The sequence below is a fragment of the Gilliamella sp. B3817 genome (assembly GCF_026536705.1).
Taxonomy (GTDB): domain Bacteria; phylum Pseudomonadota; class Gammaproteobacteria; order Enterobacterales; family Orbaceae; genus Gilliamella; species Gilliamella apicola_I.
In genome coordinates, this window is sequence record NZ_JAFNNV010000010.1 from 16371 (window position 1) to 37352 (window position 20982).

19 protein-coding genes are annotated in these 20982 nt (G+C 35.6%); 9 read left to right on the plus strand and 10 right to left on the minus strand.

The annotated features are described in order from the left end of the window. Window positions 1-26 precede the first annotated feature (26 nt). The gene (locus tag J3U36_RS10135; RefSeq protein WP_267377776.1) at window positions 27-911 is read right to left on the minus strand and encodes a helix-turn-helix domain-containing protein; all 885 of its coding nucleotides are present in this window, start codon (window positions 909-911) and stop codon (window positions 27-29) included. A gap of 279 nt (window positions 912-1190) precedes the next feature. Between J3U36_RS10135 and fsa the strand changes: the two genes are divergently transcribed. From fsa to J3U36_RS10150, 3 genes are all read left to right on the plus strand, one after another. Then, window positions 1191-1853 (plus strand): fructose-6-phosphate aldolase, encoded by a 663-nt coding sequence (fsa, locus tag J3U36_RS10140; protein ID WP_267377778.1) that lies wholly within the window; start codon window positions 1191-1193, stop codon window positions 1851-1853. Window positions 1854-1998: 145 nt separating this feature from the next. Next, window positions 1999-2787, plus strand: a complete 789-nt coding sequence (locus J3U36_RS10145; RefSeq protein ID WP_267377780.1) for a siderophore-interacting protein — start codon at window positions 1999-2001, stop codon at window positions 2785-2787. A 15-nt stretch (window positions 2788-2802) separates the two neighbouring features. Next, a complete protein-coding gene (locus tag J3U36_RS10150) occupies window positions 2803-3384 on the plus strand; it encodes an ACP phosphodiesterase (protein WP_267377782.1) in 582 nt (193 codons plus the stop codon). 106 nt (window positions 3385-3490) lie between these two features. Here J3U36_RS10150 and J3U36_RS10155 read toward each other — a convergent pair whose 3' ends face one another. Further along, window positions 3491-5572 carry a 3-hydroxybutyrate oligomer hydrolase family protein gene (locus tag J3U36_RS10155; protein WP_267377784.1) on the minus strand — a complete coding sequence of 694 codons (2082 nt, stop codon included), beginning with the start codon at window positions 5570-5572 and terminating at the stop codon, window positions 3491-3493. Between the two features lie 122 nt (window positions 5573-5694). Further along, on the minus strand, window positions 5695-6594 hold the full coding sequence (gene ilvY / locus J3U36_RS10160; RefSeq protein WP_267352206.1) for an HTH-type transcriptional activator IlvY: 900 nt from the start codon (window positions 6592-6594) through the stop codon (window positions 5695-5697). 200 nt (window positions 6595-6794) lie between these two features. On the opposite strand from ilvY, the gene prfC reads away from it, so the two are divergent. Then, a complete protein-coding gene (prfC, locus tag J3U36_RS10165) occupies window positions 6795-8387 on the plus strand; it encodes a peptide chain release factor 3 (protein WP_267377786.1) in 1593 nt (530 codons plus the stop codon). A gap of 73 nt (window positions 8388-8460) precedes the next feature. Here the strand turns inward: prfC and J3U36_RS10170 are convergent, their stop codons facing one another. Genes J3U36_RS10170 through J3U36_RS10185 form a run of 4 tightly spaced genes read right to left on the minus strand, consistent with a single transcriptional unit; the run spans window position 8461 to window position 13226 of the window. Next, entirely contained in the window at window positions 8461-9702 is a 1242-nt protein-coding gene (locus tag J3U36_RS10170; protein WP_267377788.1) for a hypothetical protein, read from the minus strand. Next, window positions 9692-11119, minus strand: a complete 1428-nt coding sequence (locus J3U36_RS10175; protein ID WP_267352203.1) for a glycosyltransferase family 2 protein — start codon at window positions 11117-11119, stop codon at window positions 9692-9694. The genes J3U36_RS10170 and J3U36_RS10175 overlap by 11 nt, the downstream gene beginning before the upstream one ends. A 5-nt stretch (window positions 11120-11124) precedes the next feature. Next, the gene (locus J3U36_RS10180; RefSeq protein WP_267352202.1) at window positions 11125-12048 is read right to left on the minus strand and encodes a hypothetical protein; all 924 of its coding nucleotides are present in this window, start codon (window positions 12046-12048) and stop codon (window positions 11125-11127) included. After that, window positions 12036-13226, minus strand: a complete 1191-nt coding sequence (locus J3U36_RS10185) for a YaiO family outer membrane beta-barrel protein (protein WP_267377790.1) — start codon at window positions 13224-13226, stop codon at window positions 12036-12038. The genes J3U36_RS10180 and J3U36_RS10185 overlap by 13 nt, the downstream gene beginning before the upstream one ends. 327 nt (window positions 13227-13553) lie before the next feature. On the opposite strand from J3U36_RS10185, the gene ptrA reads away from it, so the two are divergent. Further along, window positions 13554-16448, plus strand: a complete 2895-nt coding sequence (gene ptrA, locus J3U36_RS10190; RefSeq protein ID WP_267377792.1) for a pitrilysin — start codon at window positions 13554-13556, stop codon at window positions 16446-16448. A gap of 120 nt (window positions 16449-16568) precedes the next feature. On the opposite strand, the gene J3U36_RS10195 is transcribed toward ptrA, so the two are convergent. Then, window positions 16569-16934: a hypothetical protein gene (locus tag J3U36_RS10195; protein WP_267352199.1), complete on the minus strand. Its 366-nt coding sequence runs from the start codon at window positions 16932-16934 to the stop codon at window positions 16569-16571. 48 nt (window positions 16935-16982) lie between these two features. Continuing rightward, on the minus strand, window positions 16983-17606 hold the full coding sequence (gene lexA, locus J3U36_RS10200; protein ID WP_267352198.1) for a transcriptional repressor LexA: 624 nt from the start codon (window positions 17604-17606) through the stop codon (window positions 16983-16985). 375 nt (window positions 17607-17981) lie between these two features. Between lexA and coaE the strand changes: the two genes are divergently transcribed. From coaE to tsaD, 4 genes are read left to right on the plus strand one after another with little or no spacing between them, the layout of a single operon-like run. Continuing rightward, window positions 17982-18590 carry a dephospho-CoA kinase gene (gene coaE / locus J3U36_RS10205; RefSeq protein ID WP_267352197.1) on the plus strand — a complete coding sequence of 203 codons (609 nt, stop codon included), beginning with the start codon at window positions 17982-17984 and terminating at the stop codon, window positions 18588-18590. 2 nt (window positions 18591-18592) lie between these two features. After that, window positions 18593-19330, plus strand: coding sequence for a cell division protein ZapD (zapD, locus tag J3U36_RS10210; protein WP_267352196.1), 738 nt, complete (start codon window positions 18593-18595; stop codon window positions 19328-19330). A gap of 31 nt (window positions 19331-19361) precedes the next feature. Continuing rightward, the gene (yacG, locus tag J3U36_RS10215; RefSeq protein ID WP_267377795.1) at window positions 19362-19580 is read left to right on the plus strand and encodes a DNA gyrase inhibitor YacG; all 219 of its coding nucleotides are present in this window, start codon (window positions 19362-19364) and stop codon (window positions 19578-19580) included. Further along, entirely contained in the window at window positions 19580-20602 is a 1023-nt protein-coding gene (gene tsaD / locus J3U36_RS10220; protein WP_267377797.1) for a tRNA (adenosine(37)-N6)-threonylcarbamoyltransferase complex transferase subunit TsaD, read from the plus strand. Before yacG ends, tsaD begins: the two co-directional genes overlap by 1 nt. Before the next feature lie 37 nt (window positions 20603-20639). On the opposite strand, the gene J3U36_RS11435 is transcribed toward tsaD, so the two are convergent. Then, entirely contained in the window at window positions 20640-20927 is a 288-nt protein-coding gene (locus tag J3U36_RS11435; protein WP_416379811.1) for a DUF4282 domain-containing protein, read from the minus strand. Window positions 20928-20982 lie beyond the last annotated feature (55 nt).

A 20982-nucleotide genomic window follows, 5' to 3' on the forward strand; every position in this document is an offset into this window, starting at 1 on the left:
ATTACTTTTTACAACCATTAATTTAGTTAACTAGTTTTGTTGTTATCCGTCATCGGTAATAATTTACTATGATATTGGCGACGGTATTCGGTAGGGGTACGTTCAGTTTTTTTTCTGAAGATTCGACAAAAATAGTGACTATCTTTGAAACCTGATGCTAAGGCAATATCTTTGATATTGAAATCATAGTCTCTAAGGCGAGTTTTTGCATATTCCAGACGTACATGGGTAAGATATTCATTCAAACCTATTTTACCTTCTCGCTGGAATAGGTGAGATAGATAATTGGGTGAAATATAGAACATTTTAGCGAGAAAATCTCGGGTAATATCGTCACGAAAATGGCTATCAATATATTGCCGAATTGCCTCAAATAAGCTAGCTGTTTTGCTTGAGGTTTCGACATCAACATTCAGTAAGTCGAAGGTATGACTTAATAAGCTTTGAATAAGATGACAAGCGGTAGGAGCATGCTCGCAAGGCTGATGCTGCCAAGTTAGTTCAGCTAGCGCTTGAATGATAAACGCCCCAATACGTGCTCCTCGCCTAGGCACATTAATTTGATCATAAGATGTCAGTGCTTGACCGTCCCACTGGTTGATAGTCATGCTAATTTGTTGTTTATCATACAGGATGCTTAATGTGGTGAAGGGGGTTGTATAAGCGGGCTTGCTCCAACTTTGTGCTGTGATATATAAAAGATCGCTAGGAAATAACGTTTTTTCAATAATGTTTCCCTGATAGTCTGCCCATTGTATGGATTGTTTTCCCTCTATCATGATTTCTATTCTGGGTAAACTGACTTGATCAGCAAGTAGTGGTGCTGATTGAGCATAATTAGCAAAATAAATCTGATTCGTTTGTTGATGATTAAGGCATTTTGCTAACACTTCATTGATCGTTATCGCCATATCGCTATCTTCATAAAATAATATCGTAGATAAATCTAGTTTTGTATCGTAATCATGATTATATACTGCCAAATAGTATTTTAAAGTATCAAGTAAATCATTAATTTTATCAATAGATTATTCTTAAAGTGTTTTTAGTGTGATCTCACTCACATTTTCTTATCAAGCGTACAAATATCCAGTAAATCGCAGGATTGTCATCTAGGCTATCGGTTACAGATTACTTAGTATGGTACCAATACAGTGATTAATGATTTGAACATTCAGCAGGAGTTAACCATGGAATTATATTTAGATACCGCCGATATTGAAGCCATTAAACGTCTAGCCCCCATTTTACCGATTAAAGGCGTCACAACCAATCCAAGCATTGTGGCAAAATCCGGTCAATCACTCTTTACCTTATTATCGACACTGCATGATTTATTAGGCGCCGATAAATTACTGTTTGCACAGGTACTTTCAAGCGATGCATCATCCATGATAAAAGAGGCAGAACAACTCAGAAGAGTCGTCCCCAATATTGTCACTAAGATTCCTGTTAATGCAGAAGGACTGAAAGCGATTAGTGCTTTAACACAACAAGGAATCCCTACTTTAGGCACTGCTGTTTATGGCGCAGGGCAGGGATTATTAGGTGCGCTAGCCGGGGCTAAATATATTGCGCCTTATGTCAATCGAATTGATGCCCAAGGCGGCAACAGTAAAGATACCGTGCAAGAATTACAAAAACTGTTAGCGTTACATTGTCCTCAAACCATGGTATTGGCGGCAAGTTTTCGCACACCTAGGCAAGCATTAGATTGTTTGTTAGCCGGATGTGAATCTATTACCTTACCGGTGGATGTAGCTGAACTATTTATCTCCGATCCAGCTGTAGATGCAGCGATAGTAAAATTTGAACAAGATTGGCGTAATGCGTTTGGTTCACTGACTTATTAATTTAAACTGTCATCATCTGTTATCACATTCCGCCTAATTGTGTGGAGTGTGTTTGTCTGTGTTTCTGAGCAATAATTGAAAAGATACCCTAAAAATTTAAGTTTTGCTGTATGATAGTTAAAAATGAAATATTAGGTTAGCCATAATGACAGGAAAAAAACAAACATCTATTGTTAACGCACTTTTAACGGTATTGAGAATTGAAAGGTTATCGCATAGTTTTATTCGAATTAACTTTAGTTGTGATAAACAGCTGACGGTTAATCCTTTATGGATTTGTCCTCATTTAAAATTATTGTTTGCTGATCCTTCAACGGGAACGATAATTTTTCCACAATTAGACGACAATAATAAAATTCTGATAAATGACAAGATTCGTCAATTGGCTCGAAGTTATAGTATTCGTCATTATGATGAAACGACACAGCAATTAACGATTGATTTTGCCATTCATCAAGAGGGGTTAGCTTCGGTTTGGGCTCAGCAGGCTAAAGTCAATGATCAGATAGGTATTGTCGGCACAGCGGCAAAACTCATGTTTAATCAGCAAAATTTGGTGTTGATTGGTGATATAACGGCTGTGCCAGCTATTTGTTATACCGTAGAACACCTACCTAACAATGTTAATGTTCAAGCGTTTATCGAAGTTAATCACCCAACAGATATTATGGCTTTACCAAATAGTCTAAATACACATGTTAACTGGCTGATACAAGATGTTAATCAGCCAAATCAACTTGTTGAAACAATAAAAAAAGCGAATATTTTCCATAGTGATAATTTACTTATTTGGGGTGGAATGGAACGGGATTTAGCCCAGCAAATTCGACATGCGCTTAAAGATCATTATCCTCATTTACCCCCCGATGCATTTCATATTATTAGTTATTGGCGACAAGGTTTTGCTGAAGGGGAGTTTAAACATCGTGAATAGTAACGCGTAATTAAGATGAACATTCTGGCTCATTTACATCTTGCCACTTTAGCTAATAGCTCCTTAATTGGCAATAGTGTGGCTGATTTTGTTAAAGGGGATCCTTATCTCGTTTATCCGAAGACGATAGCCGACGGTATTATGTTACATCGTAAAATTGATAGCATGGTCGATGGTTTAACAGAAGTGAAACGAGCCAAAACACACTTTATCAAACCGCATCAACGTGTCGCACCGATTGCACTTGATATTGTATGGGATCATTTTTTATCTAAACATTGGACTGATTATGGCATGGGTCAATCAGTGTCTGAATTTGACCAATACACCAGACAACAAATTCAGCCCTTTATTCATCTCTATCCTGAACATTATCAGCATTTTATGCAGTCAATGTGGCAAGGCAAATGGTTAGAAAATTACGCAAATCTTGAATTTGTTGGAAAAGTGCTTAATGGTATGGCCACCCGACGACCAAAGTTATGGTTATTAAAAGAGACTATTTATGATATTAAGCAGCACTACAAAGAATTCGAAGCGCTGTTTTTTATTTTGTATCCTAAAATGTGTCGTTTAATAATAGCTGATCCTATTTAGTTATCATCACCGCTAGGACTACCTGTTATTAATGTAAAATTAGACTTAACAAATGTGAATTAATAACTTGGATGTGTCCTAAGCGGATTGCTAATTACCGTAGATACTAATTGGGTAATATAATTTTCCCGTTTTCAGTCGTGATTAAATCCTTTTGGTTTGGTGTTTGCGAAATAGGGACAAGCGTATTTTCGGTCAATTGTGGAGCAAAACCTATTTTACCACCTCTGGCTTTTGCACGAACAACTTGGCTTTCAGGTAAAGAGGCATGATTCGTTAAATGAAACCATAACCATTCCATGGCATCTTCCCCATAATAATCAATTGGTAAGAGCGAATTATCAAATGGATAAGTGCCATCCAAGTAGCTGGTGTTTTCAATCTCATAATAGCGCAGTTGCGAGGCGTTACCTTCTACTTGGCTATTTAATGCGACATAAGCACGTGCAGTATAATCAGGTAGCTGTTTAACGTTATGACGAGCATGAACGATAAGGGTTTTTGTGCCATGTAAATTTGCTGATGCACTCACTTGATTAATGCCAAATTTAACTCGAGGATGCGTTAATTTTTTATATAAACATATGGCGCCCTTAGCATTATAGTCAATGGCTTTTTTGTTATCTGAACCCGAAAAGAAATCGCTTCTTGGTGAATAGGCATCTTCATTATTAACCAGTGCTAAAGCCGTTGAATCATCCGTTAACCATATCGGTAAATGACCCGTTGCAAAAGACCATAGCTGTTGAAATGTCACTTCGTGTAAACTAGCAACTTTACCTTGATAATTTATCGGATTTTGTTGCGTACTTGCGACCGAGTAGCCACACATTCTATCGGTGACATCAAAATGACCATAGGCACTGATATATTGATAAGGCAATCCAATTGTTTCTTTATAATAAAAATAAGGGAGTTGGATATCCATTGATGGCGTCCAACCATAGCTATGTAATTTTTCAAGTGCTTCTTCAGGGGTACCTTTTGTTAATAAGTTTTCTTTTTTTAGCGCATCACAACGGTTTTGCGAATAAAGGTATTTGTCGGCAAACGGAATAGTGATCGTTTTGTGCTTAGCTACAATAGCAGGTATAGCACAAGGAATATACAGGGACGCATAACTACTGTAATCAGCAATTGATTTATAATCGATTTTTTGAGGAGCACTTTTATTATATTGAATGGAAACGGTGCTATTTTCAACATTGGGTTGAATTTGTGGATTAACCGCAACGATACCTTTAATGACATTGTCAGTATCAAGTTCACCTGCTTTTAATGCTGCACCGCCACCATCACTTGCACCATAAACTAAAACTATTGTGTTATCCTTATTAAAATGAAACTTAGAATCAGAAGGGAATTGTGTATTAAGGGCATAAAAAGCAAATTCAATGGATTTTAATACAAATTCGCCCCATCTTTCTTCAGAATTTAATCGTGAATGGAGTTGTTTTATTGCATAGCGATTTGGATATTTTTTAATAAATCTATCTCTATTGAAAATAGTGGGTTCGAACAATAAATTAGTAGATTGAGTTTGCCCATTTATGGCATAACCACGCTTATGCTCAATATCATAAATACCATTGCCTAAACCTTTATCATTATAAACAACCGCACAATTGTGCCGAAGTCCCCATAAACCACGAATTTGCACATCTTTTGCATTATATAACCCGTCTGAATCCGTCGCAGGCACTGCAACAATACATGGTTTATTTTTATCAAAATCAAGCGGGATTTGCAGTAACATGCCCACCTTTTCTTGTTCTAATTTTAGTGTTGCTAAAATTTCAAATCCCGGAATTTTGCCATCAAAAAGGGGACTTAATTCCTGGCGTCTAAATCCAAATAAGGAGCCTTCACCATTATTGATATTGATAAAACGATTGAGTTTTGCTTGCCGTAGCTCTTGAATGGTTGGCTGAGTCGGATCACTGAAATGTGGGGTATAAATTGACGTGGATAAGGTAGTAAATCCTAAACCTGCCGTAACGAGGTCATCACTATCACCATCATAATAAATGGCTTCTTCGGTAAGTAGCCAGTCGGGAGCTAAAATTGAGTAATTTTGAGAAGAATCGGTCTGAATATCTTGTTGAGCGTGCAAGGAAATTGGAATAAGTGTGGAGCTAAAAAGTAATAATGATAATAATGTTTTAACGTGAAAGTTGTGCAATTGCATTTCAAATATTCCTTTTTGATAGTCAGACTGTTAAATAGTTGCGTATCATTCATTGCAATCAAAAACATTAACAATCCTGTTAATGTTAGTTTTTGAATGACAAATCCATTATAAATTATTTTCTAATTTTTGGTATGATTTAGATTGGATAGGTTCCAAAATGCCGCGATAATTTTTTCGGATAATCGCCTTTTTTGGACACACATTCCTATGTCAAAAGGTTGCATTAAGTTGGTTGACCATTCAGTAATACGCTCTCTTATTCTTTCGGGACTGTTTTCCATCACAACTTTCGGTAATAGGGCAACACCGCAGCCTAATGCCACCATTGAAACAATGGCTTCATGTCCGGCAACGGTGGCATAAATTTTAGGGCTGGTAATTTTCTGTTGCTTAAACCAAAGATCAATACGTTGTCGGCTTGGGCCATGCTCAGGTAAAATGAAAGGGATATTATGCCAATCGGGCTTTTTTTGATGAAGTTTATCACTAAAGGTACTATTAAGTTTGGGTATTAACAAAACCATTTCAATTTCACCAAATTTTAAAAATTCAACACCAGCAGGCAATTGTTTCGGTTTGCCTGCGATAGCGAGATCCGCCTCGTTAGACTGGACTTTTTCAACGGCATCTGCCGCATCGCCAGTTGATAATTTAATTTCAATCAGTGGGTAATGTATACGAAACTGGTCTAAAATGTCGGGTAAATGGCTGTAAGCGGCTGTCACTGAACAAAAAAGTCTTAATTCACCAATGAGCTGTTGATTGGATAATTCTAACTCTTGTTTTAATTGCTGATGTTGACTAATAACTTGGAGTGCAAAACGTTTGACCTTTTCGCCAACTTGGGTGATTTGAACTTGCCGATTATCACGTATAAAAAGCGGATGACCAAAATAGTCTTCCATGCGTTGGATTTGCCGTGATAAAGTCGATGGGCTAACATGCATAGCATTAGCTGTCATACCAAAATGACACGTCTCACATAAATGTAAAAATAATTTCAAATCACGAATATTCATAGAAAGTTCCGTTTTGATAAAACTTTTGAGTAGTTCAGCGCTATTTTATACTGTAAATGTACAAATTGGCTAGGCTAGTGAAGATATTATGCAGAGATAATTAAATAAGGGAAATCACAGGTAATACATTCATGGCAATGCATAGCGATACCTGTTAAAATGCTCGATTATTTTTGTACAGGTTAATGAACGTTAATTTTATGACAGAACAAGCTTATTTAGACGAAGTTAATGCTCGTCGCACTTTTGCTATCATTTCGCATCCCGATGCCGGTAAAACCACGATTACCGAAAAGGTTTTGTTATTCGGTCACGCAATTCAAACTGCCGGAACGGTAAAAGGGCGTGGAGCCAATGCGCAACATGCAAAATCTGACTGGATGGAGATGGAAAAACAACGTGGTATTTCTATCACAACTTCTGTGATGCAATTTCCATATAATGATTGTTTAGTCAATTTACTTGATACCCCCGGGCATGAAGACTTTTCGGAAGATACCTATCGCACATTGACAGCAGTGGATAGCTGTTTAATGGTCATTGATGCGGCTAAAGGGGTGGAAGATCGTACTCGTAAATTAATGGAAGTGACACGGTTACGTAATACCCCAATTTTAACTTTTATGAATAAGTTAGACCGTGATATTCGTGATCCAATGGAGCTGCTTGACGAAGTTGAAAACGAGCTTAATATCCTATGTGCACCGATCACTTGGCCGATTGGTTGTGGTAAGTTATTTAAAGGCGTGTATCATCTGAAAAAAGATGAAACCTATCTTTATCAATCAGGTAAAGGTCACACTATTCAGGATGTACGTATTATTAAAGGGTTAAATAACCACGAATTAGATACAGCGGTGGGCGAGGATTTAGCTCTGCAATTGCGGGAAGAGCTGGAGCTGGTTCAAGGTGCATCAAATGAGTTTGATTTGGATGCTTTTTTATCTGGTGATTTAACCCCTGTCTTTTTTGGTACAGCGTTAGGTAATTTTGGTGTCGATCATATGCTTGATGGCTTAACTGCTTGGGCGCCAACACCACAACCTCGTCAAACGGATAAGCGAGAAGTGAAATCCTCAGAAGAAAAATTTAGTGGCTTTGTGTTCAAAATTCAAGCCAATATGGATCCAAAACATCGTGACCGAGTTGCTTTTATGCGTATCGTGTCAGGGAAGTATGAAAAGGGCATGAAGTTACGCCATGTGAGGATTGCCAAAGATGTGAATATTTCTGATGCCTTGACATTTATGGCAGGTGATCGTGAACATGTCGAAGAAGCTTATGCAGGCGATATTATTGGATTGCACAATCATGGTACGATTCAAATCGGTGATACGTTTACGCAGGGGGAAGATTTCAAATTTGTTGGTATCCCTAATTTTGCGCCTGAATTGTTCCGACGGATACGATTAAAAGATCCGCTTAAACAAAAACAGCTATTAAAAGGATTGGTGCAGTTGTCAGAAGAGGGGGCTGTACAGGTATTTAGACCCTTATCTAACAATGATTTGATTGTCGGAGCGGTCGGTGTTCTGCAATTTGATGTTGTGGTTGCGCGCTTAAAATCGGAATACAATGTAGAAGCCATTTATGAACCGGTGAACGTCACAACCGCCCGTTGGGTAGAATGTAGTGATGTGAAAAAATTGGAAGAATTTAAACGTAAATGTGAACAAAATTTAGCGCTGGATGGTGGCGATAATCTTTCTTACATTGCACCAAGTATGGTGAATTTGAATTTAACACAGGAACGTTATCCGGATGTTGAATTTAGAAAAACACGTGAGCATTAATGTAAACTTCATTTATCCGTTTTTGGTATAACCGATAATGCTAATTAAGAAGAGCTAGGTGACTAGCTCTTATTTAATCTTCTTCAACATCAAGCCCATTAATAGCAAAACCATCGAAAGAACTCCAGTTTGAAAATACTTCAGTCAAGGCATTAATCATGCCAAATAGCTCATCTTCATTACCTTCAAAGCTAATTTCTGTGAAGTCCACTATATGATCAGTTGAATTAACATTAGAATTCTCATCATTTGACCCTTCTTCGATTTCACTATTCGTTTGGTCATAGGAGTAATATTTTTCGAATTCTTCACTGAGTATACCATTTTCAAGGGCAATAACGATTTTATGAAGATTTTCATCTCCCCATGATAACCATTTAGCACTGATATCATAAATCAGTTCATAATCAGTACGATAAACCATAATAATATATTTTAAGGAATAAGGTTCAATAAACTGGATAATTTGCTTGCTTTGATTAATATCTTTTAACCAAAATGGGACTACAATCTCAATTTTTCCTCCCCAACTTTCACTCAATTTTTTTATCGCTTGCGCCCATTGTTGCCAAATCAGATCTTTATTTTGGTCATAATCACTTAATAAATAGGGTTCTATATCATATTGAATTCCAGCAAGACAAGGTTTATTTATACGTCGCTGACAGAATTGCTTAATTATCTGATTACGTTCAATCGCATTTTGTAAACCACTTTCAAGTATCATTTCTGCTGCTCCTTCAACAGCAATGATCTCAATACCATTTTGAAATGCGATGTCTAAAAGATTTATTAGCTGTTCTTCATATTCAATTTGCTGGTTTTCAATAAATAATTGTAAATAAATCTGATTGATCCCTTTTGATTTTATCTTTGTGATAAATTGGTTAGGTGAGTTATTCCATGTGGTTGCTTTCCAATTCCACATAGCAAGATTGCGGTTTTTTTCCGTATAAGTTAAGTTATTAACCAGTGTATTTGAATGTGTTGATTGTTCAATGTCCAGTTTTGGAACATTTGAACTATCTGGTTGAGCGGATGGATCAAGTGATAAGGGTTGATTTTGATCAATCATAATTGGAACCGAATCACTCATTGCTACCTGCTCAATAATTTGCGTTGTATTTACCACGGCGCTTAAAACCGAATCGCTATTAGGATTCGACAAATCATGTTGTAATGCCGTATCGTATTGGCTCGTTTCGGTGTTTTTAAGGTTGTTCAACATCGAAACATTACCCGCAAAAGCCGCAGGCAGGACAGTAATTAGAATAAATAGTACATTGCTTGATAGTCGTTTAATGTTATTTATCAAATTTAACTCTCTCCATTTTTCCCCAAGATAATTTACCTTTTTTCAAACGGAAGAAACCTTTAAATTTCCAATATAAACAGATTTGTCGATAGCCAAAATTATCAATTAGCGAAATAAAAAGTAGTGATACAAAATATCTGATTTTATCTAATCCTCTTAGCAAGAGGCCGTCAATGGCAATGGCAGTCGAGGTGATTAAAATATTGTAACTAATAACAAGTAAAAAATAGGATAAAATTAAATTACCATCGACCACATCAAAATAACAAAAAAGGGGTAATAATACATAACCTAATAATTCAGCAATCGGTCCTAAAATATCGGTTAAAATCGAAAAAGGTAAAAGAATAAAACTTAATCTTTTATATTTTAACTTAAAAGTAAACTCCCGAAAATGCAAATAAGTTTGCAATGCACCGATATGCCAACGTATTCGTTGATTCTTTAATACTTTCCATTTTTCGGGTACTTGAGTCCAGCATACCGCAGTTGGGACATATTCTATTTTATAATTGGCTTTGGTATCATAGATTAGTTTATGTAATTTTACCGTAAAGTCAAAATCTTCACCAACCGAGTCAGCCGAAAATCCACCAATTTTTATGGCTAAATCTCGACGGAACAAGCCAAATGCGCCTGATATAATCGGTAATATTTTAATATGATTCCAGGCCACTTTAGCCATTAAAAATGAACGCATATATTCCAATGCTTGTAATTGAACAATGTACTTTCGTGATAGTTTTATTTTTGTTACCACCCCTTTATTAATCAAACAACTGTTTGCAACTCGAACGGTTCCACCCACGGCAATAGTTTTAGGACTGTAAATAAAAGGAATAACCGCTTTAGTTAATGCATCGGGTTCTAAAATTGAATCAGCATCAATGAGACAAACGATAGGGGCTTGACTTAAATTGATTGCCGCATTATGTGCATCGGCTTTGCCTCCATTGACTTTATCTATCACGCGAAGACGGCTATCTTTTTGAGAGATATAAACCCCTCTTATTTTGGCATGAGATAGGTGATTTTGTTCCACATTATTTAAATGATGGGCGGTTTCTTGTAATCGAAAATGGTCATAAATTAATTGAAAAGTATTGTCGGTTGAGCCATCGTTAATCACAATAATATCAACATTAGGGTATTCCGTTGCGAGCATCGATTCAATACTATCGATAATGGTAACGCTTTCATTATAGGCAGGCATAATAATAGAGATAGCCGGTAAAATACCTTCATTCTTTTTAATATTCTGAATTTTTTTATCGTTATCTCGCGCTTTAATTAGGACATAAACAGAAATGATAAGTTGCAAAAAATAGATGAGCACTTGTAAAAGTCCGACAATCATTATGAGAATAACCAGCACTTCCATGCAAAGCTTGATTGCATAGTATAAATCATTGTTCATAAAGTTTACCCGTGTTTAATTTTGAAAATATTGTTGTTTTTATCGAGGATATGGACAAATCGCTTAGTCGTAAAATCAAAATATTCTGTTATCAATTCTTCAATACTACATATCTTTTCTTGATAGCAGAATTCATTAATGAAATTAAGTAGATAACAGCTGTGAATAATACCGGAAGAACTATTTTGTAAATCGATTAACGATTCATAAAACGCCCGCATATAATCGCGTCTATCTTCTTTAGCTAACATAGCGTAAGGCGTGATATAATTTATAGAAATTTGGGTTAAGATATTAGATAGATTATCAACAATTTTGCTAAATTGTTGATTTGCTAGTTCGGTTTCAAACTCTAAAAGCTTATAGGATGGAACTAATCGTAAAAAACAAAATAGACCATTTTGCGATATTGAATTAGACAATAAGATTATGAGTTCAGCAAGAGTTACGTTAGGATTACTGATCGCTAAACTCAGCGCTGCTGCAACAGCAACTTCTTGGTTATGGTTTTTACAAGCATGTTTCAACGCCGCAAAGGTTTGTGTGGAAGGGTAGTAAGACAACATGTTTGCGGCATCAATGCGTTCTTTCGTCGTTCCTTTTTTTAATAAAGTGCGCAATTTTTTTTGAAATACTTCATTTTCAAACAGCGGTAATACCGGTTCAAGCTCATTGAACTGTTTTTCAGCAAAAAAAGCGGCAATTAAGTCAACGGAATTTAATGCATATTTCGATATTTTGCTTGCATAAAAGGCGTTTACTTTACTTTTTTGTGCAATCAAATCGATTAATTTTAGTTTTAAATCATTAAATCTTTTCCGATGATATCTTCGATCAAGATAAATTATTGACGTGATAAAAACAATTATCAGACCAGCAAAAATCATACTGACATTGTAAATATTCATATACCGTATTAAAATGTCCATTTTATACCACATCCTAATGTTTTCTTGTTGTACAAATTACGGTTGCGGTTGGTGTCTTTTCGACCTTCAGCAGTGTAGTTAAATTGAAGACTTAATCTGTCAGACACATCATACGTTAGACCCACGAAATGTGCTTTCGCCTTGATTAATGAATGATTATAGCGGTTAGAACGATCTGATGTTTCTTGAGCATTTGAGTAACCGATAAATAGATGCAATTTTTCGATTGGTGTTGCGGTTAGCTTAATTAGAAAACCGTTGGTATGATTATTATCCTGATCATAAGTATTGTACCACTTACCGGCAATTGATAATCGGTCATTCAAGAAGTATTGCTCAATCCCTGGCGTAATACTTTTGATATTTCCGTCGTTGTAGTGGTCGAACTTTAAATCCAATGTGATATGAAGGGAATTAAAATATTTATTTGTTGATGATAATAATACATAGTCAGCACCACTTGCTAAGGTATAACGTGCAAAGAATTTTTTAGACGTCGCGGTAAAGCCTGATAAGTAGCCGTAAGCACGATCATTTAGCGTATGCCAAAATGTTGTACCAATTCTTTGATCATTCATATTAAAACGATGAGATTGAGCAACATGACCTGTAATCGTACTTGTTTTAGACAGTTTATAAGATAGCGCAAACTCCATTTCGTTCCAGTCTGCATAAGATTTTGTTAAATGACTATGAGTACCAGCAACATTGAGTGTCCAGTAATGAATCGATTTTTTGATGTCAGTGATTGTTTTTTTTAATGTTAACAATTGGGTATCATTGGGTGATTGCGTTAAATAGTGATTGAGTAGTAATTCAGCTTCACTTGGATTATCAATATTTTGTGCTAACACAACGCTGACCAATCCGTATTGGGCATCGACATAATTGGGGGCTAAGACTAAAGCCTTTTGAAACGCTTGTTTTGCTTGATCTAAGTTTTTCAGTGCATAATAGTTAAATCCAAGTTGGACAAGTATGTCTGAATTAGTTGGTGATAGTACAAGCGCAGATTCTAATTTTTGCGCAGCGAGATTAAAATTTTGCATTTTTTTTGCTTCAATGCTTTCATTTAATAATTGTTCTGCTTTGATTGCGTTATTTCCATAAATTGGGTTTGCTAATATAGTAGAACTGTAGGCAAAAAAACTTAGCATTAAGACTAACTTATAAGACATAAAACCACCTTAATTCAATATATTTCAAAATCTATGTTTTTATTTTTATTTGTGTATGAATCAAAGCACTATTGAAATGATGTAAATTAATCAATGAGTTGTTCTGAATCAGCAAAAAATAGAAATCTTAGGTAATATCACAGGATGATGTAATTTTAATTACATGGTTTAGGTTATCCAAACGCGTGGATTATATAAAATACATATAACAAAGAATAGAAATATTTGGTGTAGTTTTGTTTAGTTTGATAGCTATTGTTTATTTATGTTTTTTTGCCCTTAATTGTTGAATTAAGACTATAATAGTTTTTTAAATGGGAAAATTATATGAATAAGATGAAAATTAAATTGATTATTTTTACTGCGTTAGGATTCATTATTTCCAACTCTTCTAGCGCAATTGATAATAAGCTTGTTCACCCTGTATTATTGGAAAAGGTACAACAAAGTGAACGAGATAAACGTCAATATGAAGTGATTGAGTTACCAAACAAAATGCAAGTGTTACTGGTGTCTGATCCCAATGCAGTCAAATCGCTTGGCTCACTAGCACTACCGGTTGGTTCATTGCAAGATCCAAAAGCACAGCAAGGCTTAGCGCATTATACTGAGCACATGGTACTTATGGGCTCAAAAAAGTATCCTAAACCAGCAAGTTTTTCTAAATTTTTAAGCCGTCACACCGGCAGTTATAATGCAAGTACTGCCGCACATCGTACCGCATTTTATTTTGAAGTTGAAAATAGTGCTTTTGATAAAGCATTGGATTATTTAGCTGATGCCATTGCCGAGCCTATCTTAGATCCTAAATTTGCCGATAAAGAACGCAATGCCGTTAATGCCGAATTGACTATGGCACGATCCAATGATGGTTTTAGAATTGAACAAGTTAATGCTGAAACCATTAATCCCGAACATCCTGCATCACAATTTTCAGGGGGTAACTTAGAAACATTAAGTGATAAGCCAGACAGTAAACTACAAGATGCCTTAGTCAATTTTCATCACGATTATTATTCTGCCAATATTATGGTCGGGGTCATTTACAGTAATCAATCGATAAATAAATTGGCAAAATTAGCCGAAGATACCTATGGAAAGATTCCCAATCGCCATACTATTGCGCCAAAAATTGATAAGCAGGCAATGACGTCGGATACGTTAGGTAAACAAATTTATATGATTCCTGCACAACCTAAAAAGTTGTTGTTATTGCAATTTCCCATTGAAAACAATTTAGCTAAATTTGCCGATAAAAGTGATGAATATATCACTTATTTAATTAGTAACAGTAGCCAAAATACATTATCTGACCAACTTCAAAAACAAGGATTAATCGAAAGTATATCCTCCTCGATTTCACCAAATCGATATGGCAATAGTGGTATTTTTAGTATTAATGTCAGTTTAACCGATGCAGGGCTTAGTCAGAAAGATAAAGTTATTGGCGCTATTTTTAATTATTTGCAGTTAATTCAAAAAGAAGGTGTAACCGAAGCTTATTATGAGGAGTTTAAGAAAGTCTTAGATTTAGGATTTAAATATCAAGATATTGAACGGGATATGTCCTATGTTGAATGGTTATCGGATCAGATGTTGCTATATCCAATTCAAAATGTTCTTAATTCAGATTATATTGCAACGCATTTTGATAAGTCTGCAATTATCGCCCGACTAAAAAGTTTAACTGCCGATAATACCCGAATATGGACGATTTCACCGAATCAAGCAACCAATAAAACCGCTTATTTTGTTGAAGCGCCTTACAAAATTGATAACATTACTAAAGAAGAAAAATTAAATTGGACAGCGTTAGGTAAAGATTTCTCGTTTACCTTACCAGCGCTCAATCCTTATATCCCCGATGACTTTTCGATTGTAAAGCAAAGTGAAACTCCATTACCAGCCGTTGAGTTTAACAAACGGGGAAATCATATTCATTTAGCTAGTCAATATTTTAAACAAGATCCGAAAGCTGCCATAGTGGTTTCATTGCGCAATAACGAGGCATTTAAAGATGTAAAATCGCAGGTCATTTTTTATTTACTTGATTATATCGTCAGTCGAAATTTAGCGCAGTTAGAATTTCAGGCAGGTGTCGCAGGTATGTCTTTATCATGTTCGGGTGATAATGGACTAATGATCACTGCAACGGGCTTTAATCAACATCTGCCAGATATGATAACCGCTATCTTAAATAGCTATCGAAATGTTAATATTGATGAGCAAAGTTTAGCATTAGCGAAATCCTGGTATCTTCAAAAACTTGATGCCGCCGATCATGCTAATAGTTATTTATTATCGATGCAACCAGTTAAAGCTTTATCTTATATTCCTTACTTCGAACGCAGTGATAAACGCCGAATAACAGCGGATATCAGTGTGAATGATGTATTGGCTTATCGTGATAAGTTACTGTCGAAATCCGTTCCTTATATGATCAGTTTAGGGAATATATCGAACGATAATTCACTCAAACTTTATCAGGAAATACAAAAAACGTTGGATGCGAATATCGAGTTTGAACCAAAACCAACGATAAAAATAACATCGACGCAGACAGCAAAAATTACGCAACATGCAACTTCGAGCGACAATGCTTTAATGATTGGATATATTCCAGCGAATTATAGTGAAATCGAGGGACAAGTTTTAAGTTATACGCTGACCAAAATGATTGAACCTTCTTTTTATGAGCAGTTGCGCAGTAACGAGCAGCTTGGTTATGCCGTGTTTACCATTCCGTTTACCATAGGTGAATCGTCAGGATTAGGATTTTTAATTCAAAGTAATCAGTATGATCCTGATTATTTACTTAAACGCTATCAAGATTTTTATCCTAACATGTTAAGTAAATTGAAAGAATTATCCGATCAAGATGTTGAGCAATATAAAAAAGGCGTGCTCAATGAATTGACAATGCCGCCACAAACGCTAGAGGAAGAATTAAATCTTTATCTGTCAGATTATCGTTTATCACGCTTTAAATTTGATTCACGTGAGAAAAAAATCAATCAATTGAAAAAAATTACCCAACAAGATTTGATTAACTTTTATACCCATTCTATTATGGAGCATAAAGGTTTAGTACTAGCGTCGCAGGTACTGGGTAAACCATTAGAAGGTTCCAAAGTACCACAAGCTATTAATGGTAATGAGTTGACGGATTTTGACAATGCTTCAAGTTTACAACATTCTTTGTTAAGTGAAATGACTAAATAATTTTGATGTTAATAAGGTTTGTTAAAACAGAATGTAAAATCACATAACTGAAATAAAAATAAGGTAATTTTCACCGAAATTACCTTATTTTTTTATCTGAATTTTTAGTTAAATTGAATATTAATGGTAATAATCAATAGTATTATCTTCATTATGGTGGTCATTTGAACCCGGTATCGCTCGGGATCGTTCGATTGGCACGTAACTACCACTTGGCGTTTCAACTTGGCATTCACTTAAATAGATTGAGTATTTGGTGTTGGCATGCATACTTTCACCACGAAAATAACAGTGAACCGCACTAAATAAGTGATTTCTACACAATATTGCAATAGCAAGCCAAACCACAAGAATAGCAATAGCCACCCATTTTAAACGCCGCCAAAGAAACGACCAAAATCCTTGTTTACGAAAACGGCAATAAACAAAAATGAGGATAATAACGGCAACAAATCCTAACGCTTCAAATAACCAAAATAGCCACATACCATTTTCTCCTGAATTAGCTATAATTTGTGACTATTTTATACTAAGTTACAACCATGATCCATTGCGAATGATACCCACAGCTATGCCTTCAATAGCAAAATTTTGTTGCTCAAGATCAACCAAAATCGGAGAAAATTCACTATTTTCGGCAATCAAATGTACATATCGACCTTGACGAGATAAGCGTTTAACTGTCACTTCATCTTCAATGCGTGCCACAATAACTTGTCCATTTTTAACATCCTGAGTTTTATGCACCGCCAGTAGATCACCATCCAATATACCGATATCTTTCATTGACATTCCCTGTACACGTAATAAAAAATCGGCATTGGGTTTAAATAAATTGGGATCCACTTGATAATAACTTTCAATATGTTCTTGAGCAAGAATCGGTGAACCGGCTGCTACTTGACCAATAAGCGGTAGACCTTCCGCTTCATTTTTTTCATGATTTTCAAGTAACAGGCGGATACCTCTTGATGAGCCGGCAATCATTTCAATAGCGCCTTTTTTGGCTAAAGCTTTTAAATGCTCTTCTGCTGCATTAGCTGAACGAAAACCTAATATTTTAGCTATTTCTGCTCGTGTTGGTGGCATTCCGGTAGTCTGAATATTATCTTTGATTAAATCATAAATTTGCTGTTGGCGTTCAGTTAATGGTCTCATTCGATTTTCCTGTTTATTTATACAGATATATGTGATTATATACAGCTAAGTTAATAATGCCAACCCTTTCTTTCATTGATTTTTATTTTATTTCTGCTCAACAAGGTTTAATTGTGTTTATTAAGGTGAATGTTATCTGGCTTTTGTTACAAAATAACGGAGGTTGAATTTTAACCTGTATATCAACAATAAATGATAATAGTTTAAATATATTCATAATGTTATAAAAAATGATTGTGCGTTTAATTTTGTATATTGGATTGGACTGTTTTACGATGTGTTTTCCTTGTTTTGTTTCAGAGATTAAGGTTATATAATGAAGGTCAGTAGTATGATATACTACGCAAAATTGTTTTTTTTAATTGGAATTGTCTCATGCCTTATGTTGTTGCACTCAGTGGTGGAATTGCCAGTGGTAAAAGTACCATTGCACATCTATTTGCTGATTTAGGGGTTCCAATTATTGATGCTGATATTATTGCTCGCCAAATTGTAAAAAGTGGCACCTTAGCATTTTCTCAAATTGTAAAACATTTTAGTCAAGAAATTGTCTTACCTGACGGTGAATTGGATCGTCGTCAATTAAGAGAAATTATTTTTAATAATGACCATGAACGTCTTTGGTTGAACAGTTTATTACATCCGATTATACAGCAAGAAACCCAAGCTCAAATTGAAAAGCAAACTGCTGATTATGTCATTTGGGTGGTACCATTACTTGTTGAAAATAATTTACATCATTTTGCTGATCGCGTATTAATGATAGATATACCTGAATCATTGCAATTAGAACGTCTTATGAATCGTGATCATATTGTTGAGTCATTAGCCCGAAAAATGATATTTTCACAGGTTTGTTCTGGCAAACGTTTGTCGTATGCTGATGATATTATTATTAACAATGATGATTTAGATTCATTAAAACAGCAGGTTTGTAAATTACATCAACAATATTTAAAAAATTCAAAAATTAAGAATGGATAAGTATGAATAATATTATTTTTGAACATCCTTTAAATGAAAAAATGCGTACTTGGTTACGATTAGAATTTTTATTAAAACAAATTAATACGCATTGCCATTTGAATGAAAATAATGCGCTGCTCTTTTTCCATGCCTTATCTGAACTTCTTGAGATAATAGAGCGTAGTGATGTCAGAGGGGAACTCATTAAAGAAATTGAATCACAAAAACAAAAACTGATTTCATGGATGAATATTGATGGTGTTGATAAGGATCTAATCAGTGATTTAATCCTCCGATTCGATTCGTTTTTAGTCAAATTTAATGCAACCGCTCGTTTAGGGCAGTCATTAAAAGACGACCGTTTTATTACGTCAATAAGGCAACGTTTAACCATTCCGGGTGGGTGTTGTAGTTTTGATCTGCCTTTCTTTTATTTATGGTTGAAACTGTCTCAAGAAACACGAAACCTTCAGGTAAGAAATTGGCTGCAACAGTTGTCTTTATTAGATGAGGCATTATCTTCTTGTATGCAACTTATAAGACAGCTGGGCGAGTTTAAAAAATATCATTGTAGTAACAATTTTTTTCAAGAAACTAACGGAGAAATTAACTTAATTCGTGTTCGTGTTTCATTAGATAAAAATGTTTATCCTCAAGTATCGGGGCATATGTCACGGTATAGTATCCGTTTTTTACCCCTTGAATCTTGCGAAAACACAACACATGATTCGATTGAATTTGAACTAGCTTGTTGTTAGTTATGGTAAAGTCTATTTTGAAGAAACTGAAATGAGTAATCAAACACACACTTTTGTAAATTGTCCGACTTGTCAAAAACAAGTCGAATGGTCAGACGTTAGTCCTTATCGACCTTTTTGTAGTAAACGTTGCCAACTTATTGATCTCGGTGACTGGGCAACGGAAGAACACCGTATTGCTAATAAAGAGATAAGCGAACAAGATCGTTGGAGCGAAGATGATAAATTCAACTCTTCAGGTAATCAGTAATGAAAATTTTGGGTATTGAAACATCTTGCGATGAAACAGGGGTGGCGATTTATGATGATCAACATGGATTGCTTGCCAATCAACTTTATTCACAAGTCAAGTTACATGCTGATTATGGTGGAGTGGTACCGGAACTTGCATCACGTGATCACATTCGTAAAACCGTACCACTGATTCAAGCGGCCTTAAAAGAAGCTAATTTAACTTCGCGCGATATTGATGGTGTGGCTTATACGGCTGGGCCCGGATTAATTGGAGCATTAATGGTAGGAGCCTCGATTGGGCGATCACTCGCTTATGCGTGGAATGTGCCTGCGATTGCCGTCAATCATATGGAAGGTCATTTACTTGCCCCTATGCTTGAAGATAATCCGCCAGCGTTTCCTTTTGTGGCTTTATTAGTTTCAGGGGGACACACTCAACTTTTCAGTGTGACTGGAGTAGGGGAATATCAGCTACTTGGCGAATCCATTGATGATGCAGCAGGTGAAGCATTTGATAAAACTGCTAAATTGCTAGGGATTGATTATCCTGGAGGAGCGAAATTATCAAAATTAGCTGAGCAAGGCTTATCTTCTCGATTCCATTTTCCTCGACCGATGACAGATAGACCAGGTTTTGATTTTAGTTTTTCTGGTCTTAAAACAGCCACAGCCAATACCATTCATCAGCATAGTCAAGATAATGCGATTGATGAACAAACCAAAGCCGATATTGCCCGTGCTTTCGAAGATGCGTTAGTCGATACTTTGGTCATTAAATCCCGACGAGCACTTGATCATACGGGATTTAACCGTTTAGTCATTGCTGGTGGTGTGAGTGCCAATAAGCCTTTGCGTGACAAATTAACACAATTAATGCAACAGCGAAAAGGACAAGTTTTTTACCCTAGAGTTGCGTTTTGTACCGATAATGGTGCGATGATAGCTTATGCTGGTATGATTCATTTGCAATCTAAAGAAGGTAATGAACTGGCTATTGAGGTAAATCCTCGATGGGCTTTAAATATATCCAACAGTTAGTGTTGGATATATTTAGTTGGTTTAGAAAAGAGCATGTTTAATTATCTGAATTAGTGAGTTTATTGGTGTTTTCAGATTGCATTGCAACGAGTTTTTCTAGATTTCTATTGATGCTAAAAGTCACACAGATTAATTCGAAGCCAATACGTGTAACAATAGCCCCGCTAATTAAACAGAACAATCCATAAAAAAAATTACCTTGGAATATATTGAATAAACAACTCAGAACGACGCAAGCTAACGATAACCAGTACAGAATGGTTAATATACTTGGCATGATTAAACGATTAAAGAAAAGTAAATCTATAAGTTTAAAATCTTTCATATCTTTCCCCAATGTAGTTTCACATAAATTTAGGTTATTAAAGCATATAAAAAGC